An 18915-nucleotide genomic window follows, 5' to 3' on the forward strand; every position below is an offset into this window, starting at 1 on the left:
CCCCCTTTCGCCTCGACTGCTCAGCCGCCGAACTCCTGCAGGCCCTTCAGAGCCTGGTCCAGCAGCGCCTGCCGGCCGTCGAGCTCACGCTGGAGCTTGTCGGCCTTGGCGTTGTTGCCCTGCGCACGGGCCTGGTCGATCTGGCCCCGCAGCTTGTCCACGGCCGCCTGGAGCTGGCCGGTCAGACCCTCGGCACGCGCGCGTGCCTCCGGGTTCGTCCGGCGCCACTCGGCCTCCTCGGCCTCCTGGATGGCCCGCTCGACCGCGTGCATCCGGCCCTCGACCTTCGGCCGGGCGTCGCGCGGTACGTGACCGATGGCCTCCCAGCGCTCGTTCACGTTCCGGAAGGCGGCCCGGGCCGCCTTGAGGTCCGTGATCGGCAGGAGCTTCTCGGCCTCCTCGGCCAGCTCCTCCTTGAGCTTGAGGTTCTCCGACTGCTCGGCGTCCCGCTCGGCGAAGACCGAGCTGCGGGCCGCGAAGAACACGTCCTGGGCGCCGCGGAAGCGGTTCCACAGGTCGTCCTCGTGCTCGCGCTGGGCGCGGCCCGCGGCCTTCCACTCGGACATCAGCTCGCGGTAGCGCGCCGCCGTCACGCCCCAGTCCGTCGAGTTCGACAGCGCCTCGGCCTCGGAGACCAGCCGCTCCTTGGTCTTGCGGGCCTCCTCGCGCTGCGCGTCCAGCTGCGCGAAGTGCTGCTTGCGCCGCTTGGAGAACGCCGACCGCGCGTGCGAGAACCGGTGCCACAGCTCGTCGTCGGACTTGCGGTCCAGGCGCGGCAGGCCCTTCCAGGTGTCCACCAGAGCCCGCAGCCGCTCACCGGCCGCCCGCCACTGGTCGGACTGCGACAGCTCCTCCGCCTCGGCGACCAGAGCCTCCTTCGACCTGCGCGCCTCGTCGGACTGCTTCGCCCGCTGCGCCTTGCGCTCCTCGCGGCGCGCCTCCACCAGCTCCACGAGCTTGTCCAGCCGGACCCGCAGGGCGTCCAGGTCGCCCACCACGTGGTGCGCGTCGACCTGCTCCCGGATGTGGTCGATGGCGGCCTGGGCGTCCTTCGCCGACAGGTCGGTGGTCTTCACTCGCTTCTCGAGGAGGCCGATCTCGACAACCAGGCCCTCGTACTTGCGCTCGAAATAGGCCAGCGCCTCCTCGGGGGAGCCCGCCTGCCAGGAACCGACGACCTGCTCGCCGTCGGCCGTACGCACGTACACGGTCCCCGTCTCGTCGACGCGGCCCCACGGGTCGCTGCTCACAGCGCCTCCTCCACATGATGCCTGCGAGGGGCCTGAAGCTCCCCCGGGCATCGTCCACAGTTTCGTCACGGCCAACATAGGCGACCGGCGGGGGGCCTGTCCGCATCCCGCGCGACCGAAATTTCGCAGTTGAGGGGTCAGGATTTCGTGATCGTGGCCTTGTTGATCACGACCGTCGCGTTGGGCGCCGTATTACCCGTCTGCGGGTCGGGGGCCTGTGCTCCGGCGGCGGCGATCTTCTTCAGGACCTTCATGCCCGCCTCGGACACCGTACCGAACGGTGTGTAGTCGGGCGGCAGCTGACTGTCCTGGTAGACGAGGAAGAACTGGCTTCCGCCGCTGTTGCGGCCCTGCTTCGTCTGCGCGTTGTACTGGTTCGCCATCGCGACCGTGCCCGCCGGGTAGATCCCGCCCTTGAGGCTCTTGTCCTTGAGGTTCTCGTCCGGGATGGTGTAGCCCGGTCCGCCCATGCCGGTGCCCTTCGGGTCGCCGCACTGCAGGACGTAGATGCCCTGGTCGGTGAGCCGGTGGCACTTGCTGTGGTCCAGGTAGCCCTTGCCGAGAAGGAAGTTGAACGAGTTCACCGTGTGCGGTGCCGCCGACGCCTTCAGCGCGATGTCCATCTCGCCGCAGGTCGTGTCCAGCTTCATCGTGTACTTCGCGGACTCGTCGATGGTCATGGCCGGTTCCTTCTTCCAGGTCTCCGACTTGACCTTGCCCGGAGCCGGCTTCTCGCACGGGTCCGGGGCCTTGCTCGGGGTGGCGCTCGGGGTGACGTCCGCGCTCGCGTTGTCCGTCTTGCCGTCGTCCTCGAACGGCTTGGTCAGGAAGACCGTCACCGAGAGCACCACGATCACGCCGAGGGCCGAGGCGATCACGGAGTTGCGGATACGGGCCTTGCGTCGTGCGTCAGTGCGTCGCTGCTGCTGTCGCAAGAACTTCTCCCGGGCGAGCTGACGCCGCCGCTGTTCCTGGCTGACCACCGGGTTCTCTCCTCATGGGTCTGATACGTCGACCGGTACGCGTGCGTCCTGTGTGCCGACCGCCTGCGTGTGCCCCGTACCGTATATGGGTTCGCTGAGGAATCGGCAGCGCCGGTAGGCTCTGTGAGCAGCCGTAGCCGCCCGTATCGACACAACGAAGGACGATCGTGCTCATTGCCGGGTTCCCCGCCGGGGCCTGGGGGACGAACTGCTACCTCGTCGCCCCCGCCGCCGGTGAGGAGTGCGTGATCATCGACCCCGGCCATCAGGCCGCCGACGGCGTCGCGGAGGCGATCGCGAAGCACCGGCTCAAGCCCGTCGCCGTCGTCCTCACCCACGGCCACATCGACCACGTGGCCTCGGTCGTCCCGGTGTGCGGCGCGCACGACGTGCCGGCCTGGATCCACCCCGACGACCGGTACATGATGAGCGACCCCGAGAAGGGGATCGGCCGTTCCATCGGGATGCCGCTGATGGGCGAGCTGACCGTGGGGGAGCCCGATGACGTCAAGGAGCTGGCCGACGGAGCGAAGCTGGAGCTGGCGGGCCTGGAGCTGTCCGTCGCCCACGCGCCGGGCCATACCAAGGGGTCGGTGACCTTCGGCATGCCCGAGGCGGCGGACATCCCGCCGATCCTCTTCTCGGGCGACCTGCTGTTCGCCGGCTCCATCGGACGCACCGACCTGCCCGGCGGTGACATGGCCGAGATGCTCGACTCGCTGGCCCGCGTGTGCCTGCCGCTCGACGACTCGACCGTGGTGCTGTCCGGCCACGGCCCCCAGACGACCATCGGCCAGGAGCGTTCCACCAACCCGTATCTGCGGCAGGTGGCCGCCGGCCAGGGACCCGCTCAGGCTCCCCGACGAGGAATGTGACGAGACCTTCCGTGAGCACCTTCAAGGCCCCCAAGGGCACGTACGACCTGATCCCGCCGGACAGCGCCAAGTACCTCGCCGTGCGCGAGGCGATCGCCGCTCCGCTGCGCAACTCCGGCTACGGCTACATCGAGACGCCCGGCTTCGAGAACGTCGAGCTCTTCGCGCGCGGGGTCGGTGAGTCCACCGACATCGTGACCAAGGAGATGTACGCCTTCGAGACCAAGGGCGGCGACAGGCTCGCCCTGCGTCCCGAAGGCACGGCCTCCGTCCTGCGCGCCGCGCTGGAGGCTAACCTCCACAAGGCCGGCAACCTCCCGGTCAAGCTCTGGTACTCCGGCTCGTACTACCGCTACGAGCGCCCCCAGAAGGGCCGCTACCGGCACTTCTCCCAGGTCGGTGCCGAGGCGATCGGCGCGGAGGACCCGGCGCTCGACGCCGAACTGATCATCCTGGCCGACCAGGCGTACCGCTCGCTGGGCCTGAGCGACTTCCGGATCCTGCTCAACAGCCTCGGCGACCAGGAGTGCCGCCCGGTGTACCGGTCGGCACTTCAGGAGTTCCTGCGCGGCCTGGATCTGGACGAGGACACCCTGCGGCGCGCCGAGATCAACCCGCTGCGCGTCCTGGACGACAAGCGCGAGTCGGTCCAGAAGCAGCTCGGGGACGCACCGCTGCTGCGTGACTACCTGTGCGACGCCTGCAAGGCGTACCACGAGGAGGTCCGCGAGCTGATCACGGCGGCGGGCGTCACCTTCGAGGACGACCCGAAGCTGGTCCGCGGCCTGGACTACTACACCCGCACCACCTTCGAGTTCGTCCACGACGGTCTCGGCTCGCAGTCCGCGGTGGGCGGCGGCGGCCGCTACGACGGCCTCTCCGAGATGATCGGCGGCCCCGCGCTGCCGTCCGTCGGCTGGGCCCTCGGCGTCGACCGCACGGTCCTCGCCCTGGAGGCGGAGGGCGTCGAGCTCGAACTGCCCGCCACCACCAGCGTCTTCGCCGTCCCGCTCGGCGAGGAGGCCCGCCGGGTCCTGTTCGCCAAGGTCACGGAACTGCGCAAGAACGGCATCGCGGCCGACTTCTCCTACGGCGGCAAGGGCCTCAAGGGCGCGATGAAGAACGCCAACCGCAGCGGCGCCCGCTACACGGTCGTCGCCGGCGAACGCGACCTCGCCGAGGGCGTCGTCCAGCTCAAGGACATGGAGTCGGGTGAGCAGACGGCGGTCGGCGTGAACGAGATCGTGGCGGAGCTGGAGGCACGGCTCGGCTGAGGCACCGGGCGGGGCGGAAGGCGCCGCGGCCCGGCGCCTTCCGCACTCCGCCAGGAGCCCGAACCGCATCGCGTGTACGCCGCCGGCGGCATCGGCGTGCCCCGCAGCCGGCGCAGCACCTTGTCCTGCCGCTCGATCGCGATCGAGATGCCGAGCGCCTGGAAGCTCGTCGACATGATCCCGGCGGCCATCATCGCCGGCACGTACAGCCGCGAGGCGGTGGTGCCCGCGCCCTCCACGTCGTCCCGGAAGATCGACGCGAACAGGAACAACAGGACGACGGGGAAGGCGAACGACGGCCAGCCGGTGCACCAGGGCCTCCGCCTCCTCCAGGTAGTGCGTGGTCAGCACGATGGTCGTGCCGTCGTCGGCCAGGGCGCGGATCAGCGACCAGAACCGGCGCCGGGCAGCCGGGTCGAACCCGGTCGTCGGCTCGTCCAGAAGCAGCAGGTCGGGGCCTCCGACGACGCCGAGCGCCACGTCCGGACGCCTGCGCCGGCCACCCGACAGCGCCTTGATCCGGCTGTCCGCCTTCGCCGCCAGACCGGTCAGGGCGATGACCTCCTCCGGGTCGCGCGGCCGGGGGTAGTAGCGGGCGAAGTGCCGCACGGTCTCGCGGACCGTCAACTCGGCGGGCGCCGATTCGTCCTGCCAGACGATCCCGACGCGCGATCGCCACGCACGCGTGCCGGTCGCCGGGTCCGGCCCGAGGACGGACACCTCGCCCGCGTCCCGGTCCCGGTTGCCCTGGAGGATCTCCACCGTGGTGCTCTTGCCCGCCCCGTCGGGTCCGAGCAGGCCGAACACCTCGCCACGGCGGATGCCGAGATCGATGCCGTCCACGGCGGTCACGCCCCCGTAGCGCTCGCGCAGCCCCCGTACGTGCACGGCGACTTCGTACCCCTGTGCTGTCATGCGACGAGCGTCGGCCGGAACGCAACCCTCAGGGACGACCGGGCGGCCATCCTTATGTCCACTGAACGGTGGACACGGGCCCTGTGCGGCACAATGGCCCTGCCCGAAGATGTTCAGGCCTCAAGTGACGGAATCGGCGTGATGAGCAAGACGACAGTCAGGGACGTCTCCACGGAGTCCGAGCCGGAGCGCGCCGAGCCCGCGCCCCGCACGGAGGGCGGCAGCCGGGCCCTGGCCCTGCTGCTGGTGATCACCGGCGCGGCCGGACTACTCGCCGCGTGGGTCATCACGATCGACAAGTTCAAGATCCTCGAGGCCAAGGTCGCGGGCACGACGTTCACGCCCGGGTGCAGCCTCAACCCCGTCGTCTCCTGCGGCAGCGTCATGGAGAGCAAGCAGGCCGCGGTCTTCGGCTTCCCGAACCCGATGCTCGGCCTCGTCACCTACGCCATCGTCATCGGCGTCGGCGTGAGCCTGCTCGCCGGCGCCCGCTTCCCGCGCTGGTACTGGCTCACCTTCAACGCCGGCTGCCTGTTCGGCGTGAGCTTCTGCGCCTGGCTGATGTTCCAGTCCCTGTACCGGATCAACGCGCTCTGCCTGTGGTGCAGCCTGGCTTGGGTCGCCACGATCCTGATGTTCTGGTACGTGACGTCGTTCAACATCCGCAAGGGCTTCCTGCCCGCCCCGAGCTGGCTCAAGAGTTTCTTCGGCGAGTTCACGTGGGTCATGCCCGTGCTGCACATCGGCATCATCGGCATGCTGATCCTGACCCGCTGGTGGGACTTCTGGCTCAGCTGAGCCCCCGGTCGCGGGGCCCGGCCGGATTGTCAGTGCCGTGAACTAGGGTTTCTGACGTGGAGCCCGACCTGTTCACCGCCGCAGCCGAAGAACGCCAGGAGAAGGAGCCGTCCAGCAGCCCCCTGGCGGTGCGCATGCGCCCGCGCACCCTCGACGAGGTCGTGGGCCAGCAGCACCTGCTGAAGCCGGGCTCCCCCCTGCGCAGACTGGTCGGAGAGGCCTCCGGCCCGGCCGGCCCCTCCTCGGTGCTCCTCTGGGGCCCGCCCGGCACCGGCAAGACAACCCTGGCCTACGTCGTTTCCAAAGCCACCGACGCCCGCTTCGTGGAGCTGTCCGCGATCACCGCCGGCGTCAAGGAGGTCCGCGCGGTCATCGACGGCGCCCGCCGCGCCTCCGGCGGGTACGGCAAGGAGACCGTCCTCTTCCTCGACGAGATCCACCGCTTCAGCAAGGCCCAGCAGGACTCCCTGCTCCCCGCCGTCGAGAACCGCTGGGTGACGCTCATCGCGGCGACGACGGAGAACCCGTACTTCTCGGTCATCTCCCCGCTGCTGTCCCGCTCCCTGCTGCTCACCCTCGAACCGCTCACGGACGACGACATCAGGAGCCTCGTCCGCCGCGCCCTCACCGACGAGCGCGGCCTCAAGGAGGCGGTCACCCTCCCCGAGGAGACCGAGCGCCATCTCCTGCGCATCGCCGGCGGTGACGCCCGGCGTGCCCTGACCGCTCTGGAGGCGGCCGCCGGAGCCGCCCTCGACAAGGGCGAGGCGGAGATCGGCCTGACCACCCTGGAGGAGACGGTCGACCGGGCCGCCGTGAAGTACGACCGGGACGGCGACCAGCACTACGACGTGGCGAGCGCCCTGATCAAGTCCATCCGCGGCTCCGACGTCGACGCCGCCCTGCACTACCTGGCCCGCATGATCGAGGCCGGCGAGGACCCCCGCTTCATCGCCCGCCGCCTGATGATCTCCGCCAGCGAGGACATCGGCCTGGCCGACCCGACCGCCCTGCAGACGGCCGTCGCCGCCGCCCAGGCCGTCGCCATGATCGGCTTCCCCGAGGCCGCCCTCACCCTCAGCCACGCCACGATCGCCCTCGCCCTGGCCCCCAAGTCCAACGCCGCGACCACGGCGATCGGCGCAGCCCTGGAGGACGTCCGCAAGGGCCACGCCGGCCCCGTGCCCGCCCACCTGCGCGACAGCCACTACAAGGGCGCGACGAAGCTCGGCCACGGCCAGGGCTACGTCTACCCGCACGACCTGCCCGAGGGCATCGCGGCCCAGCAGTACGCCCCCGACGAACTGAAGGACCGCGAGTACTACGAGCCGACCCGGCACGGTTCGGAGGCCCGCTACGCGGACGCGGTGGAGTGGACCCGGAAGAACCTCGGTCGAAAGCGGTCCTGAGCACCCTGTAAACTCGTCCGGAGTGCCGCGTCCCGTGCAGTCAGAACGGGACAGTCGGCCGGAGCCAGTCCGGGGGCACAGCCCTCCGGGACCGGCTCCAGGAGCGTCGCGCACCGTCGAACGGTGTCGCGGGCAGCCCACCACCGCTTTCGCACGACGGAACCGGTCGGTGGGCCACTCGCGTGCTGCACGTATGTGCCCAGACCAGGGGAGCGGCTGCCCACCGGGGTCCACCAGGATCCAGGAGGGTTTTCCCGGCTGCGGATGCGACCTCCCTCAACCCTGACAAGCCGGAAAACAAGGAAAGAGAAACAGTGGCGAACCAGTCCCGCCCCAAGGTCAAGAAGTCGCGTGCGCTCGGCATCGCGCTGACCCCGAAGGCCGTCAAGTACTTCGAGGCCCGCCCCTACCCGCCGGGTGAGCACGGCCGTGGCCGCAAGCAGAACTCGGACTACAAGGTCCGTCTGCTCGAGAAGCAGCGTCTGCGCGCGCAGTACGACGTGTCCGAGCGCCAGCTCGTCCGCGCCTACGAGCGTGCCTCCAAGGTCCAGGGCAAGACCGGTGAGGCCCTGATCATCGAGCTGGAGCGCCGTCTCGACGCCCTGGTGCTGCGTTCGGGCATCGCCCGCACGATCTACCAGGCCCGCCAGATGGTCGTCCACGGCCACATCGCGGTCAACGGCAAGAAGGTCGACAAGCCCTCCTTCCGTGTCCGTCCGGACGACGTCGTGCAGGTTCGCGAGCGTTCCAAGGAGAAGACCCTCTTCACGATCGCCCGTGAGGGTGGCTTCGCCCCCGACGGTGAGACCCCGCGCTACCTCCAGGTGAACCTCAAGGCCCTGGCGTTCCGCCTGGACCGCGAGCCGAACCGCAAGGAGATCCCGGTGATCTGCGACGAGCAGCTCGTCGTCGAGTACTACGCCCGCTGATCCTCGGCAGGCACGCGGTATCTCAGGCCCGCCGTCTCTCCACCTGTCCGGGTGGGCGAGGCGGCGGGCTTTCGCGATTCCCCTGCTCCCGCGCGGGAAACCGGTACGGAGCGCAACCTCCGGCGCGATAGGCTCGTCGCACGACTTTTTGATGTTCAGGCACGTTTCAGGGAGCGGGTGCACACAGTGTCCGGTGGAGAGGTTGCCGGGATCCTGGTGGCCGTCTTCTGGGCGATTCTGGTCTCCTTCCTCGCCGTCGCGCTGGCGAGGGTGGCCCAGACGCTCAAGGCGACCACCAAGCTCGTGGCGGACGTGACCGACCAGGCCGTCCCGCTGCTGGCCGACGCCTCCGCGGCGGTGCGCTCCGCGCAGACGCAGATCGACCGGGTCGACTCGATCGCCTCCGACGTCCAGGAGGTCACGTCGAACGCCTCGGCGCTGTCGACGACCGTCGCCTCCACGTTCGGCGGCCCCCTGGTCAAGGTCGCGGCCTTCGGCTACGGCGTGCGCCGGGCCCTGGGCGGCCGCAAGGAGGACGTGCCCGCCAAGGCGTCCAGGCGTACCGTGATCGTGGGCCGCACGGTCACCCGGCGCAGCGCCCGAGACAAGAGGGACTGAGAGCCAGCGATGTTCCGCCGCACCTTCTGGTTCACCACGGGCGTCGCCGCCGGTGTGTGGGCCACCACCAAGGTCAATCGCAAGCTGAAGCAGCTGACCCCCGAGAGCCTCGCCAGAACCGCCGGCAACAAGGCGATCGAGGCCGGTCACCGCATCAAGGACCGTGCAGTCGGCTTCGCGCTCGACGTCCGGGACAACATGGCCGTGCGGGAGGCCGAGCTGGGCGACGCCCTCGGGATCAACGAGAATCCCGAACTCCCCGGCCCCCGGCGGTTCGCCGCCATCGAGAACCGCAACAACCCGAAGTACGTCGAGGGTTCGGCGTACCAGACGTACCCGTACAACCGGAATGAGGACCACTGATGGAGTCGGCTGAGATTCGCCGCCGCTGGTTGAGCTTCTTCGAGGAGCGCGGTCACACCGTCGTCCCTTCGGCGTCGCTCATCGCGGACGACCCGACTCTGCTCCTCGTCCCGGCCGGCATGGTGCCCTTCAAGCCCTACTTCCTGGGTGAGGTCAAGCCGCCCTTCGACCGCGCCACGAGCGTGCAGAAGTGCGTGCGCACGCCGGACATCGAAGAGGTCGGCAAGACCACCCGGCACGGCACGTTCTTCCAGATGTGCGGCAACTTCTCCTTCGGTGACTACTTCAAGGAAGGCGCCATCAAGCTCGCCTGGGAGCTGCTCACCAGCGCCCAGGACAAGGGCGGTTACGGCCTCGACCCCGAGCGCCTGTGGATCACGGTCTACGAGGACGACGACGAGGCCGAGCGCATCTGGCACGAGGTCGTGGGCGTGCCGAAGGAGCGCATCCAGCGCCTGGGCAAGAAGGACAACTACTGGGACATGGGCGTCCCCGGCCCCTGCGGTCCCTGCTCCGAGATCAACTACGACCGCGGCCCCGAGTTCGGCGCCGAGGGCGGCCCCGCCGTCAACGACGAGCGCTACGTGGAGATCTGGAACCTGGTCTTCATGCAGTACGAGCGGGGCGAGGGGCCGGGCAAGGACTACCCGATCCTCGGGGACCTGCCGAGCCAGAACATCGACACCGGCCTCGGCCTTGAGCGCCTCGCCATGATTCTGCAGGGCGTGCAGAACATGTACGAGATCGACACCTCCATGGCCGTCATCAACAAGGCCACCGAGCTGACCGGCGTCCGCTACGGCGACGCCCACGGCTCGGACGTCTCCCTGCGCGTGGTCACCGACCACATGCGCACCTCCGTGATGCTCATCGGCGACGGCGTCACGCCCGGCAACGAGGGCCGCGGCTATGTGCTGCGCCGCATCATGCGCCGCGCCATCCGCAACATGCGCCTGCTCGGGGCCACCGGTCCGGTCGTCAAGGACCTCGTCGACGTCGTGATCGGCATGATGGGGCAGCAGTATCCCGAGCTCATCACCGACCGCGAGCGCATCGAGAAGGTCGCCCTCGCCGAGGAGAACGCCTTCCTCAAGACGCTGAAGGCCGGCACCAACATCCTCGACACGGCCGTCACCGACACCAAGGCCGCCGGCGGCACCGTCCTGCCCGGCGACAAGGCCTTCCTGCTCCACGACACCTGGGGCTTCCCGATTGACCTCACCCTGGAGATGGCCGCCGAGCAGGGCCTCTCCGTGGACGAGGACGGCTTCCGCCGCCTGATGAAGGAGCAGCGGGAGCGCGCCAAGGCCGACGCCCAGGCCAAGAAGACCGGGCACGCCGGCGCCGGTGCCTACCGTGAGATCGCCGACCAGGCCGGTGCCACCGACTTCATCGGCTACACCGACACCGAGAGCGAGTCCACGATCGTCGGCATCCTCGTCGACGGCGCCTCCTCGCCTGCTGCCACCGAGGGCGACGAGGTCGAGATCGTCCTCGACCGCACCCCGTTCTACGCCGAGGGCGGCGGCCAGATCGGCGACACCGGCAGGATCAAGGTCGACTCCGGTGCCGTCATCGAGATCCGCGACTGCCAGAAGCCGGTCCCGGGCGTCTACGTCCACAAGGGCGTCGTGCAGGTCGGCGAGGTGACCGTCGGCGCCAAGGCCCACGCCTCCATCGACGACCGCCGCCGCAAGGCCATCGCCCGCGCCCACTCGGCCACCCACCTGACCCACCAGGCCCTGCGCGACGCCCTCGGCCCGACGGCCGCCCAGGCCGGTTCCGAGAACCAGCCCGGCCGCTTCCGCTTCGACTTCGGCTCCCCGTCCGCCGTCCCGACGGCCGTGATGACCGACGTCGAGCAGAAGATCAACGAGGTGCTCGCCCGCGACCTGGACGTCCGTGCCGACGTCATGGGCATCGACGAGGCCAAGAAGCAGGGCGCCATCGCCGAGTTCGGCGAGAAGTACGGCGAGCGCGTGCGCGTCGTGACCATCGGCGACTTCTCCAAGGAGCTGTGCGGCGGCACCCACGTGCACAACACCGCCCAGCTCGGCCTGGTGAAGCTGCTCGGCGAGTCCTCCATCGGCTCCGGTGTGCGCCGCATCGAGGCCCTGGTCGGCGTGGACGCCTACAACTTCCTCGCCCGCGAGCACACGGTCGTCGCCCAGCTCCAGGAGCTGATCAAGGGCCGCCCGGAGGAGCTCCCGGAGAAGGTCTCCGCCATGCTCGGCAAGCTGAAGGACGCCGAGAAGGAGATCGAGAAGTTCCGCGCCGAGAAGGTCCTCCAGGCCGCCGCCGGTCTCGCCGAGTCCGCCAAGGACATCCGTGGCGTTGCCGTCGTGACCGGTCAGGTCCCGGACGGCACGACCGCCGACGACCTGCGCAAGCTGGTCCTTGACGTGCGCGGACGCATCCAGGGCGGACGGGCTGCCGTGGTCGCCCTGTTCACGGTGGCGAACGGCAAGCCGCTGACGGTCATCGCCACCAACGAGGCCGCCCGCGAGCGTGGCCTCAAGGCCGGCGACCTGGTCCGCACCGCCGCCAAGACCCTCGGCGGCGGCGGTGGCGGCAAGCCGGACGTCGCCCAGGGCGGCGGCCAGAACCCGGCCGCCATCGGTGACGCCGTGGACGCCGTGGAGCGCCTGGTCACCGAGACCGCCAAGTAAGAGACGGGTCGGACAGCATGCGCAGAGGACGTCGACTCGCGATCGACGTCGGGGACGCCCGCATCGGGGTCGCCTCGTGCGACCCCGACGGGATCCTCGCCACCCCGGTGGAGACGGTCCCGGGGCGTGACATCCCCGCAGCTCAGCGACGGTTGAAGCAACTCGTCGAAGAGTACGAGCCCCTGGAGGTCGTGGTCGGTCTTCCGCGCTCCCTCAAGGGGGGCGAGGGCCCGGCCGCGGTCAAGGTCCGGGGCTTCGCCCAGGAACTGGCCCGCATGATCTCCCCGATTCCGGTGAGACTCGTCGACGAACGCATGACAACGGTGACGGCAAGTCAGGGACTGCGCGCCTCAGGCGTGAAGTCCAAGAAGGGCCGGTCCGTCATCGACCAGGCAGCGGCAGTCGTCATCCTGCAACAAGCCCTCGAATCCGAACGGGTGTCAGGTAAAGCACCCGGCGAAGGCGTCGAAGTGGTCATCTGATCGCGATACGGTAACGTTCCGCGCGATGCGGCGGCATTCGAACAGCCGCCGCACAGCAAGAGGCGGGACGGGAGCCGAGCCGGAAGCCGCGCGACCGCCGCCTCGCGGCTCTAGGGGATCGATGACTGAGTATGGCCGGGGCCAAGGCTCCGAACCGTGGCATCCGGAGGACCCGTTGTACGGGGACGGCGGATGGGGCGGGCAGCAGGCCCATCAGGGTCAGCAGCCCCCCTACGGCGGCCAGCCGCAGCACTATCCAGAGCAGCCGCAGCAGCAGTACGGCGACTGGGGCACCGGCGACCAGGCCGGATACGGCCAGGCGCAGCAGCAGTACCCGTACGACCAGCAGTACGCGGCACAGGCCCACGGGCACCAGCAGTACCCCGGCCAGCAGGACCCCGGACACCAGCAGGCCCAGGGCTACCACCAGCAGCAGTACGACACCGGCGGCTGGGCCAACGACCCCCACCAGCAGGCCTCGTACCCCGGCGACCCGGGAGATCCGTACGGGCAGCAGGCCGGTTCGTACGGCGGGGGCCAGCAGGACTACTACGGCACGCCCGACGCGTACCCACCCCCGGAGCCGCCCGGCCGGCGCGGGGTCGAGCCCGCTCAGGAGCCCGCCCAGGAACCGGCGACCGACTGGGATCCCGGCCCCGACCAGGGCGAACACGCCTTCTTCGCGGGCGGCGACGACGATGACGACGGCGACGAGCCGGGGGAGCGCCGCGGGCGCGACGACAAGCGCGGGCGCGGCGGCGGCAAACCGAAGAAGCGCCGCAACGGCATGGCCTGCCTGCTGGTCGTCGTGATCCTCGGCGGCGGCCTGGCCGGTGTCAGCTACTTCGGCTACCAGTTCTACCAGGATCGTTTCGGCGACGCTCCGGACTTCGCGGGCGGGGGGAACGGGCAGCAGGTGTCCGTCGAGATCCCCGAGGGCGCGGACGGCTACGCGATCGGGCGGGCGCTGAAGTCCGCCGGTGTGGTCAAGAGCGTCGACGCCTTTGTCTCGGCCCAGGCGGACAACCCCGACGGCCGGGCGATCCAAGCCGGTGTGTACACGCTGCAGAAGCAAATGTCGGCCGACAGTGCGGTCGAACTGATGCTCAGTCCCAAGAGCCGCGACAATCTGATCATCGCGGAGGGCAAGCGCAACGCCGACATCTACCGGCTCATCGACAAGCGCCTCAAGGTCAAGGACGGCACCACCGCCGCGGTCGCCAAAAAGGACTACAAGAAGCTGGGCCTGCCCGCATGGGCGCAGAACCACGCCGAGGTGAAGGACCCGTTGGAGGGCTTCCTCTACCCCTCCAGCTACGGCGTGAGCGAGGGGCAGAAGCCCGAGGCCGTCCTGAAGCAGATGGTCCGGCGGGCCACCGTGACGTACGAGAAGCTCGGGGTCGAGAAGAAGGCCGAGAGCCTCGGACTCGAAGACCCGTGGCAGCTCATCACGATCGCCAGCCTTGTCCAGGCTGAGGGCACCAGCCACGCCGACTTCCGCAAGATGGCCGAGGTCGTCTACAACCGCATGAAGCCGGCGAACCCGCAGACCAACGGCATGCTGGAGTTCGACTCCACCTACAACTACATCAAGAACCAGAGCAAGATCGACCTGACTCTGGAAGAGCTGCGGACGTACGACAACCCGTACAACACGTATTTCCACAAGGGTCTGCCGCCCGGTCCGATCGACAACCCGGGCGAGGACGCCATCAAGGGCGCCCTCAAGCCGACGGACGACGGCTGGTACTACTTCATCTCGCTCGACGGCAAGACCAGCAAGTTCACGAAGACGAACGCCGAACACCAGAAGCTGGTCGACCAGTTCAACGCCTCGCGGAACAACTGAGGAAAACCCTGATGGCCGCAGCACGCCGGGCCGCCGTACTCGGCTCCCCGATCGCCCACTCCCTCTCCCCGGTCCTGCACCGCACTGCCTACCAGGAGTTGGGCCTGGCCGGCTGGACGTACGACAGGTTCGAGGTCGACGAGGGCGGGCTGCCCGCGTTCTTCGAGACGCTCGGGGCCGAGTGGGCCGGGCTCTCGCTGACCATGCCGCTGAAGCGGGCCGTGATCCCGCTGCTCGACGGGATCAGCGAGACCGCCGCCTCGGTCGACGCCGTCAACACCGTCGTCTTCAGGGAGGACGGGCGCCGGGTCGGGGACAACACCGACATCCCCGGCATGGTCGCCGCCCTGCGCGAGCACGGCATCGAGGAGGTCGGCTCCGCCGCCGTCCTCGGCGCCGGCGCCACCGCCTCCTCCGCGCTGGCCGCGCTGTCCCGGATCTGCCCGGGGGAGATCGCCGTGTACGTGCGCAGCGAGGCCCGGGCGGCCGAGATGCGGCAGTGGGCGGAGCGGCTCGACGTCTCCGTCCGTGTCGCCGACTGGGCGGACGCCGAGCAGGCCCTGCGCGCCCCTCTGGTGATCAGCACCACGCCGGCCGGTGTCACCGACGCCCTCGCCCGGTCCGTGCCGGAGCGCCCGGCAGCCCTCTTCGACGTTCTCTACGACCCCTGGCCGACCGACCTGGCAGCCCGCTGGTCGGCGTACGGCGGTGCCGTCGTCAGCGGTCTCGACCTGCTGGTGCACCAGGCCGTGCTCCAGGTCGAGCAGATGACGGGGCTGGCTCCGGCGCCCCTGGACGCCATGCGAAAAGCGGGCGAGCGGGCGCTGGCCGACCGATAAGATCCGCTCTCGGTTCCGCAGGGGGCGGAACAGGGGAGGGGAACGTCCGTCATGTCCGCAGGCCTGCCTCAGGCATCCGTCAAGTCCCAGATATTCGAGTCCCTGCTCGGGTTCCTGCCCGACTGGGTGCAGATCACGGTGCTCGCCCTGATCGTGCTCGCCGTCGTGGCGTCCTGGGGCGTCAAGATCAAGCGCAAGATCGCCCACCGGCGTGCCGTCCGCACCGGACAGCCCGTCCACGCGGCGGCCCAGTACGGGCAGGGACGCGGAGCGGACTACCTCGGGGAGTACGCACCCCCGCAGGCCGTGCCGCAGCCGGAGCGTTCCGTGCAGCAGCCGAGCGGTGCCGACTTCCTCGGGGCGTACGCGCCGCAGCAGCGTCAGGCCGACGGCCCGTCCGCGAACGCGTCCGCTTGATGGACCGGCCGCCGGGGAGGCGGCCCCGGCGTGGGAGGATCGGAGACGGCGGACCGGGCCGCGCACCCGGTACGCCGTCGCCGTACGCGACGAGGCGCGTACGCAGGGCAGTACCAGAGCGCGAGCACTGAGGAGCACCGTTGAGCAGGTTGCGCTGGCTGACCGCGGGGGAGTCCCACGGTCCCGCACTCGTCGCGACGCTGGAGGGCCTTCCCGCCGGCGTGCCGATCACCACGGACATGGTGGCGGACCATCTCGCGAGGCGGCGCCTGGGCTATGGACGCGGTGCCCGCATGAAGTTCGAGCGCGACGAGGTCACCTTCCTCGGCGGCGTCCGGCACGGCCTCACCCTCGGCTCCCCGGTGGCGATCATGGTCGGCAACACCGAGTGGCCCAAGTGGGAACAGGTCATGGCCGCCGACCCGGTCGACCCGGAGATCCTCGACGGGCTCGCCCGCAACGCCCCGCTGACCCGGCCGCGCCCAGGCCACGCCGACCTCGCGGGCATGCAGAAGTACGGCTTCGACGAGGCCCGGCCGATCCTGGAGCGCGCCTCCGCGCGTGAGACCGCCGCCCGGGTGGCGCTGGGCGCGGTGGCCCGGTCGTACCTGAAGGAGACCACCGGCGTCGAGATCGTCTCGCACGTGGTGGAGCTGGCGGCGGCGAAGGCGCCGAAGGGCGTGTACCCGACCCCGGCCGACGTCGAGAAGCTCGACGCGGACCCCGTGCGCTGCCTGGACGCCGACGCGTCGAAGGCGATGGTCGCCGAGATCGACCAGGCCCACAAGGACGGCGACACCCTCGGCGGCGTGGTCGAGATCCTGGCCTACGGCGTGCCCGTCGGCCTCGGTTCGCACGTGCACTGGGACCGCAAGCTCGACGCCCGGCTCGCCGGCGCGCTCATGGGCATCCAGGCGATCAAGGGCGTCGAGATCGGCGACGGCTTCGAGCTCGCGCGGGTGCCCGGCTCCAAGGCGCACGACGAGATCGTGAAGACCGACGACGGCATCCGGCGCACCTCCGGCCGCTCCGGCGGCACCGAGGGCGGTCTCACCACCGGTGAGCTGCTGCGCGTACGCGCCGCGATGAAGCCGATCGCCACCGTGCCGCGCGCCCTTCAGACCGTGGACGTCACCACCGGCGAGGCCGCGCAGGCGCACCACCAGCGCTCCGACGTCTCCGCGGTCCCGGCCGCCGGCATCGTCGCCGAGGCCATGGTGGCGCTCGTGCTCGCGGACGCGGTGGCGGAGAAGTTCGGCGGCGACTCGGTGGCCGAGACCCGCCGCAACGTGACGTCGTACCTCGACAACCTCGCCATCCGATGAGCGGCCCGCTGGTCGTCCTGGTCGGCCCGATGGGCGTCGGCAAGTCCACCGTGGGGCAGCTGCTGGCCGAGCGGCTCGGCGTCTCCTACCGGGACACCGACGACGACATCGTCGCCGAGCAGGGCAGGACCATCGCCGAGATCTTCGTCGACGAGGGCGAGTCCGCCTTCCGGGCGATCGAGAAGACGGCCGTGCAGCGGGCGCTCGCCGAGCACGACGGCATCCTGGCCCTGGGCGGGGGCGCGATCCTCGACGCCGGCACGCGCGCCCTGCTCGCCGGGCAGCGGGTGGCGTACCTGTCGATGGACGTCGAGGAGGCGGTCAAGCGCACCGGCCTCAACGCGGCCCGGCCTCTGCTCGCGGTCAACCCGCGCAAGCAGTGGCGCGAGCTGATGGAGGCCCGCCGCCACCTGTACGAGGAGGTCGCCACGGCCGTCGTCGCCACCGATGGCCGTACGCCCGAAGAGGTCACCGAAGCCGCCCTGGACGCACTGGAGTTGAAGGAAGCATGAGCGAGACAGTCACGCGGATCCAGGTCGGCGGCACCGCGGGGACCGACCCGTACGAGGTCCTCGTGGGCCGGCAGCTGCTGGGTGAACTCGGCGGGCTGATCGGCGAGAAGGCCCAGCGGGTCGCGATCGTCCACCCCGAGGCGCTGGCCGAGACCGGCGACGCGCTGCGCGCCGACCTGACCGAGCAGGGCTACGAGGTCGTCGCCGTCCAGGTGCCCAACGCGGAGGAGGCCAAGACCGCCGAGGTCGCCGCCTACTGCTGGAAGGCGCTGGGCCAGTCCGGCTTCACGCGCACGGACGTCATCGTCGGCGTCGGCGGCGGCGCCACCACGGACCTCGCCGGATTCGTGGCCGCCACCTGGCTGCGCGGAGTGCGCTGGATCGCCATCCCGACCACCGTGCTCGCCATGGTGGACGCGGCCGTCGGCGGCAAGACCGGCATCAACACCGCCGAGGGCAAGAACCTCGTCGGCGCCTTCCACCCGCCCGCCGGTGTGCTCTGCGACCTGGCGGCGCTGGACTCCCTGCCGGTCAACGACTACGTCTCAGGGCTCGCCGAGGTCATCAAGGCCGGCTTCATCGCCGACCCGGTCATCCTGGACCTCATCGAGTCCGACCCCGAGGCGGCCCGCACCCCGGCCGGCCCGCACACCGCCGAGCTCATCGAGCGCTCCATCCGGGTCAAGGCCGACGTGGTGTCGTCGGACCTGAAGGAGTCGGGCCTGAGGGAGATCCTCAACTACGGTCACACGCTCGGCCACGCCATCGAGAAGAACGAGCGCTACAAGTGGCGCCACGGCGCGGCGGTCTCGGTCGGCATGCACTTCGCCGCCGAACTGGGGCGCCTCGCGGGCCGGCTGGACGACGCGACGGCCGACCGCCACCGCACGATCCTCGAAGCGGTAGGGCTGCCCCTGCACTACCGGTACGACCAGTGGCCCAAGCTGCTGGAGACGATGAAGGTCGACAAGAAGTCCCGCGGCAACCTGCTGCGGTTCATCGTCCTCGACGGCCTGGCCAAGCCCACCGTCCTGGAGGGGCCCGACCCGGCCGTGCTGCTCGCCGCGTACGGCGAAGTGGGGCAGTAAGTCCGCCGTCGCTCCTTCCGCCCGAAATCACCTTACGGAGCCGGGCACTTCGGGCCGCCCCCGGCCGTTCACACATCGACGACCGGGGGCGGTACCGTTCGGTAGCAAGCGGGCTCCGCCCCGCTGTCAGCGCCCATCGCCTGTACGAGACGGAGTGGCACCGGATGCAGCACGCAGTGGGTTCTCCGCTGCCGCCGCCCCATCAGCCGGGGCACGGACCGGCCACCGGCTGGTCGCCGGCCGCACAACACCCGGTCCCGCCGAGCGCGGGCGCGCACCAGGGCCCCGTGCCCCCGCCGCCCCCGGCACCGGGATACCCG

Annotated in this window: 18 protein-coding genes and 2 pseudogenes; 16 read left to right on the forward strand and 4 right to left on the reverse strand. The window is 70.3% G+C overall.

The window, feature by feature from the left end; genetic code table 11:
• Nucleotides 1-20: 20 nt before the first annotated feature.
• Both GTY56_RS08405 and GTY56_RS08410 read right to left on the reverse strand, forming a co-directional pair.
• Nucleotides 21-1250 (reverse strand): DUF349 domain-containing protein, encoded by a 1230-nt coding sequence (locus tag GTY56_RS08405; RefSeq protein WP_161364043.1) that lies wholly within the window; start codon nt 1248-1250, stop codon nt 21-23.
• Nucleotides 1251-1387: 137 nt separating this feature from the next.
• Nucleotides 1388-2233 carry a peptidylprolyl isomerase gene (locus tag GTY56_RS08410; RefSeq protein WP_161364045.1) on the reverse strand — a complete coding sequence of 282 codons (846 nt, stop codon included), beginning with the start codon at nt 2231-2233 and terminating at the stop codon, nt 1388-1390.
• Between the two features lie 167 nt (nt 2234-2400).
• Here GTY56_RS08410 and GTY56_RS08415 point away from each other — a divergent pair, with 167 nt between their 5' ends.
• Together GTY56_RS08415 and hisS are read left to right on the forward strand one after the other, a co-directional pair.
• Entirely contained in the window at nt 2401-3108 is a 708-nt protein-coding gene (locus GTY56_RS08415; RefSeq protein ID WP_161364047.1) for an MBL fold metallo-hydrolase, read from the forward strand.
• Between the two features lie 11 nt (nt 3109-3119).
• A complete protein-coding gene (gene hisS, locus GTY56_RS08420; RefSeq protein ID WP_107458313.1) occupies nt 3120-4382 on the forward strand; it encodes a histidine--tRNA ligase in 1263 nt (420 codons plus the stop codon).
• 74 nt (nt 4383-4456) lie between these two features.
• On the opposite strand, the pseudogene GTY56_RS08425 reads toward hisS, so the two are convergent.
• Together GTY56_RS08425 and GTY56_RS08430 are read right to left on the reverse strand one after the other, a co-directional pair.
• Nucleotides 4457-4678 (reverse strand): annotated as a pseudogene (locus GTY56_RS08425) (ABC transporter permease); the annotation flags it as partial.
• Nucleotides 4674-5297, reverse strand: a pseudogene (locus tag GTY56_RS08430) (ATP-binding cassette domain-containing protein); the annotation flags it as partial. The pseudogenes GTY56_RS08430 and GTY56_RS08425, both read right to left, overlap by 5 nt.
• A 141-nt stretch (nt 5298-5438) precedes the next feature.
• Here GTY56_RS08430 and GTY56_RS08435 point away from each other — a divergent pair.
• From GTY56_RS08435 to GTY56_RS40415, 14 genes are all read left to right on the forward strand, one after another.
• Nucleotides 5439-6095 carry a vitamin K epoxide reductase family protein gene (locus tag GTY56_RS08435; RefSeq protein WP_161364069.1) on the forward strand — a complete coding sequence of 219 codons (657 nt, stop codon included), beginning with the start codon at nt 5439-5441 and terminating at the stop codon, nt 6093-6095.
• Nucleotides 6096-6151: 56 nt separating this feature from the next.
• Nucleotides 6152-7504, forward strand: a complete 1353-nt coding sequence (locus tag GTY56_RS08440; RefSeq protein ID WP_161364049.1) for an AAA family ATPase — start codon at nt 6152-6154, stop codon at nt 7502-7504.
• Between the two features lie 314 nt (nt 7505-7818).
• Nucleotides 7819-8433, forward strand: coding sequence for a 30S ribosomal protein S4 (gene rpsD, locus GTY56_RS08445; protein WP_010046470.1), 615 nt, complete (start codon nt 7819-7821; stop codon nt 8431-8433).
• Between the two features lie 177 nt (nt 8434-8610).
• Nucleotides 8611-9051, forward strand: coding sequence for a DUF948 domain-containing protein (locus tag GTY56_RS08450; RefSeq protein ID WP_161364051.1), 441 nt, complete (start codon nt 8611-8613; stop codon nt 9049-9051).
• A 9-nt stretch (nt 9052-9060) separates the two neighbouring features.
• Nucleotides 9061-9414 carry a hypothetical protein gene (locus GTY56_RS08455; protein WP_033309654.1) on the forward strand — a complete coding sequence of 118 codons (354 nt, stop codon included), beginning with the start codon at nt 9061-9063 and terminating at the stop codon, nt 9412-9414.
• On the forward strand, nt 9414-12083 hold the full coding sequence (gene alaS, locus GTY56_RS08460) for an alanine--tRNA ligase (protein ID WP_161364054.1): 2670 nt from the start codon (nt 9414-9416) through the stop codon (nt 12081-12083). Before GTY56_RS08455 ends, alaS begins: the two co-directional genes overlap by 1 nt.
• Nucleotides 12084-12100: 17 nt before the next feature.
• Nucleotides 12101-12565: a Holliday junction resolvase RuvX gene (gene ruvX, locus GTY56_RS08465; protein ID WP_107458321.1), complete on the forward strand. Its 465-nt coding sequence runs from the start codon at nt 12101-12103 to the stop codon at nt 12563-12565.
• Between the two features lie 121 nt (nt 12566-12686).
• Entirely contained in the window at nt 12687-14414 is a 1728-nt protein-coding gene (gene mltG, locus GTY56_RS08470; protein WP_161364055.1) for an endolytic transglycosylase MltG, read from the forward strand.
• Nucleotides 14415-14425: 11 nt separating this feature from the next.
• Nucleotides 14426-15253 (forward strand): shikimate dehydrogenase, encoded by an 828-nt coding sequence (locus GTY56_RS08475; protein ID WP_161364057.1) that lies wholly within the window; start codon nt 14426-14428, stop codon nt 15251-15253.
• A 51-nt stretch (nt 15254-15304) separates the two neighbouring features.
• Nucleotides 15305-15670 carry a hypothetical protein gene (locus GTY56_RS08480; protein WP_161364060.1) on the forward strand — a complete coding sequence of 122 codons (366 nt, stop codon included), beginning with the start codon at nt 15305-15307 and terminating at the stop codon, nt 15668-15670.
• A gap of 140 nt (nt 15671-15810) precedes the next feature.
• Complete coding sequence (gene aroC / locus GTY56_RS08485) at nt 15811-16995, forward strand: chorismate synthase (RefSeq protein WP_202509894.1); 1185 nt, start codon at nt 15811-15813, stop codon at nt 16993-16995.
• A complete protein-coding gene (locus GTY56_RS08490; protein WP_161364061.1) occupies nt 16992-17507 on the forward strand; it encodes a shikimate kinase in 516 nt (171 codons plus the stop codon). Before aroC ends, GTY56_RS08490 begins: the two co-directional genes overlap by 4 nt.
• Nucleotides 17504-18595, forward strand: a complete 1092-nt coding sequence (gene aroB, locus GTY56_RS08495; RefSeq protein WP_161364063.1) for a 3-dehydroquinate synthase — start codon at nt 17504-17506, stop codon at nt 18593-18595. The genes GTY56_RS08490 and aroB overlap by 4 nt, the downstream gene beginning before the upstream one ends.
• A 164-nt stretch (nt 18596-18759) precedes the next feature.
• The coding region (locus GTY56_RS40415; protein ID WP_237524459.1) for a Pro-rich N-terminal domain-containing protein at nt 18760-18915 on the forward strand (156 nt) is incomplete at its 3' end.

This window comes from Streptomyces sp. SID5643 (assembly GCF_009872555.1).
Lineage (GTDB): Bacteria > Actinomycetota > Actinomycetes > Streptomycetales > Streptomycetaceae > Streptomyces > Streptomyces iakyrus.

Excerpts from the sequence above, each read along its gene's own strand:
- alaS (WP_161364054.1), top strand. The coding sequence starts at position 9,414 with ATGGAGTCGGCTGAGATTCGCCGCCGCTGGTTGAGCTTCTTCGAGGAG.
- GTY56_RS08480 (WP_161364060.1), top strand. The coding sequence starts at position 15,305 with ATGTCCGCAGGCCTGCCTCAGGCATCCGTCAAGTCCCAGATATTCGAG.
- ruvX (WP_107458321.1), top strand. The coding sequence starts at position 12,101 with ATGCGCAGAGGACGTCGACTCGCGATCGACGTCGGGGACGCCCGCATC.
- aroB (WP_161364063.1), top strand. The coding sequence starts at position 17,504 with ATGAGCGAGACAGTCACGCGGATCCAGGTCGGCGGCACCGCGGGGACC.
- mltG (WP_161364055.1), top strand. The coding sequence starts at position 12,687 with ATGACTGAGTATGGCCGGGGCCAAGGCTCCGAACCGTGGCATCCGGAG.
- GTY56_RS08490 (WP_161364061.1), top strand. The coding sequence starts at position 16,992 with ATGAGCGGCCCGCTGGTCGTCCTGGTCGGCCCGATGGGCGTCGGCAAG.
- GTY56_RS08435 (WP_161364069.1), top strand. The coding sequence starts at position 5,439 with ATGAGCAAGACGACAGTCAGGGACGTCTCCACGGAGTCCGAGCCGGAG.
- GTY56_RS08475 (WP_161364057.1), top strand. The coding sequence starts at position 14,426 with ATGGCCGCAGCACGCCGGGCCGCCGTACTCGGCTCCCCGATCGCCCAC.
- GTY56_RS08455 (WP_033309654.1), top strand. The coding sequence starts at position 9,061 with ATGTTCCGCCGCACCTTCTGGTTCACCACGGGCGTCGCCGCCGGTGTG.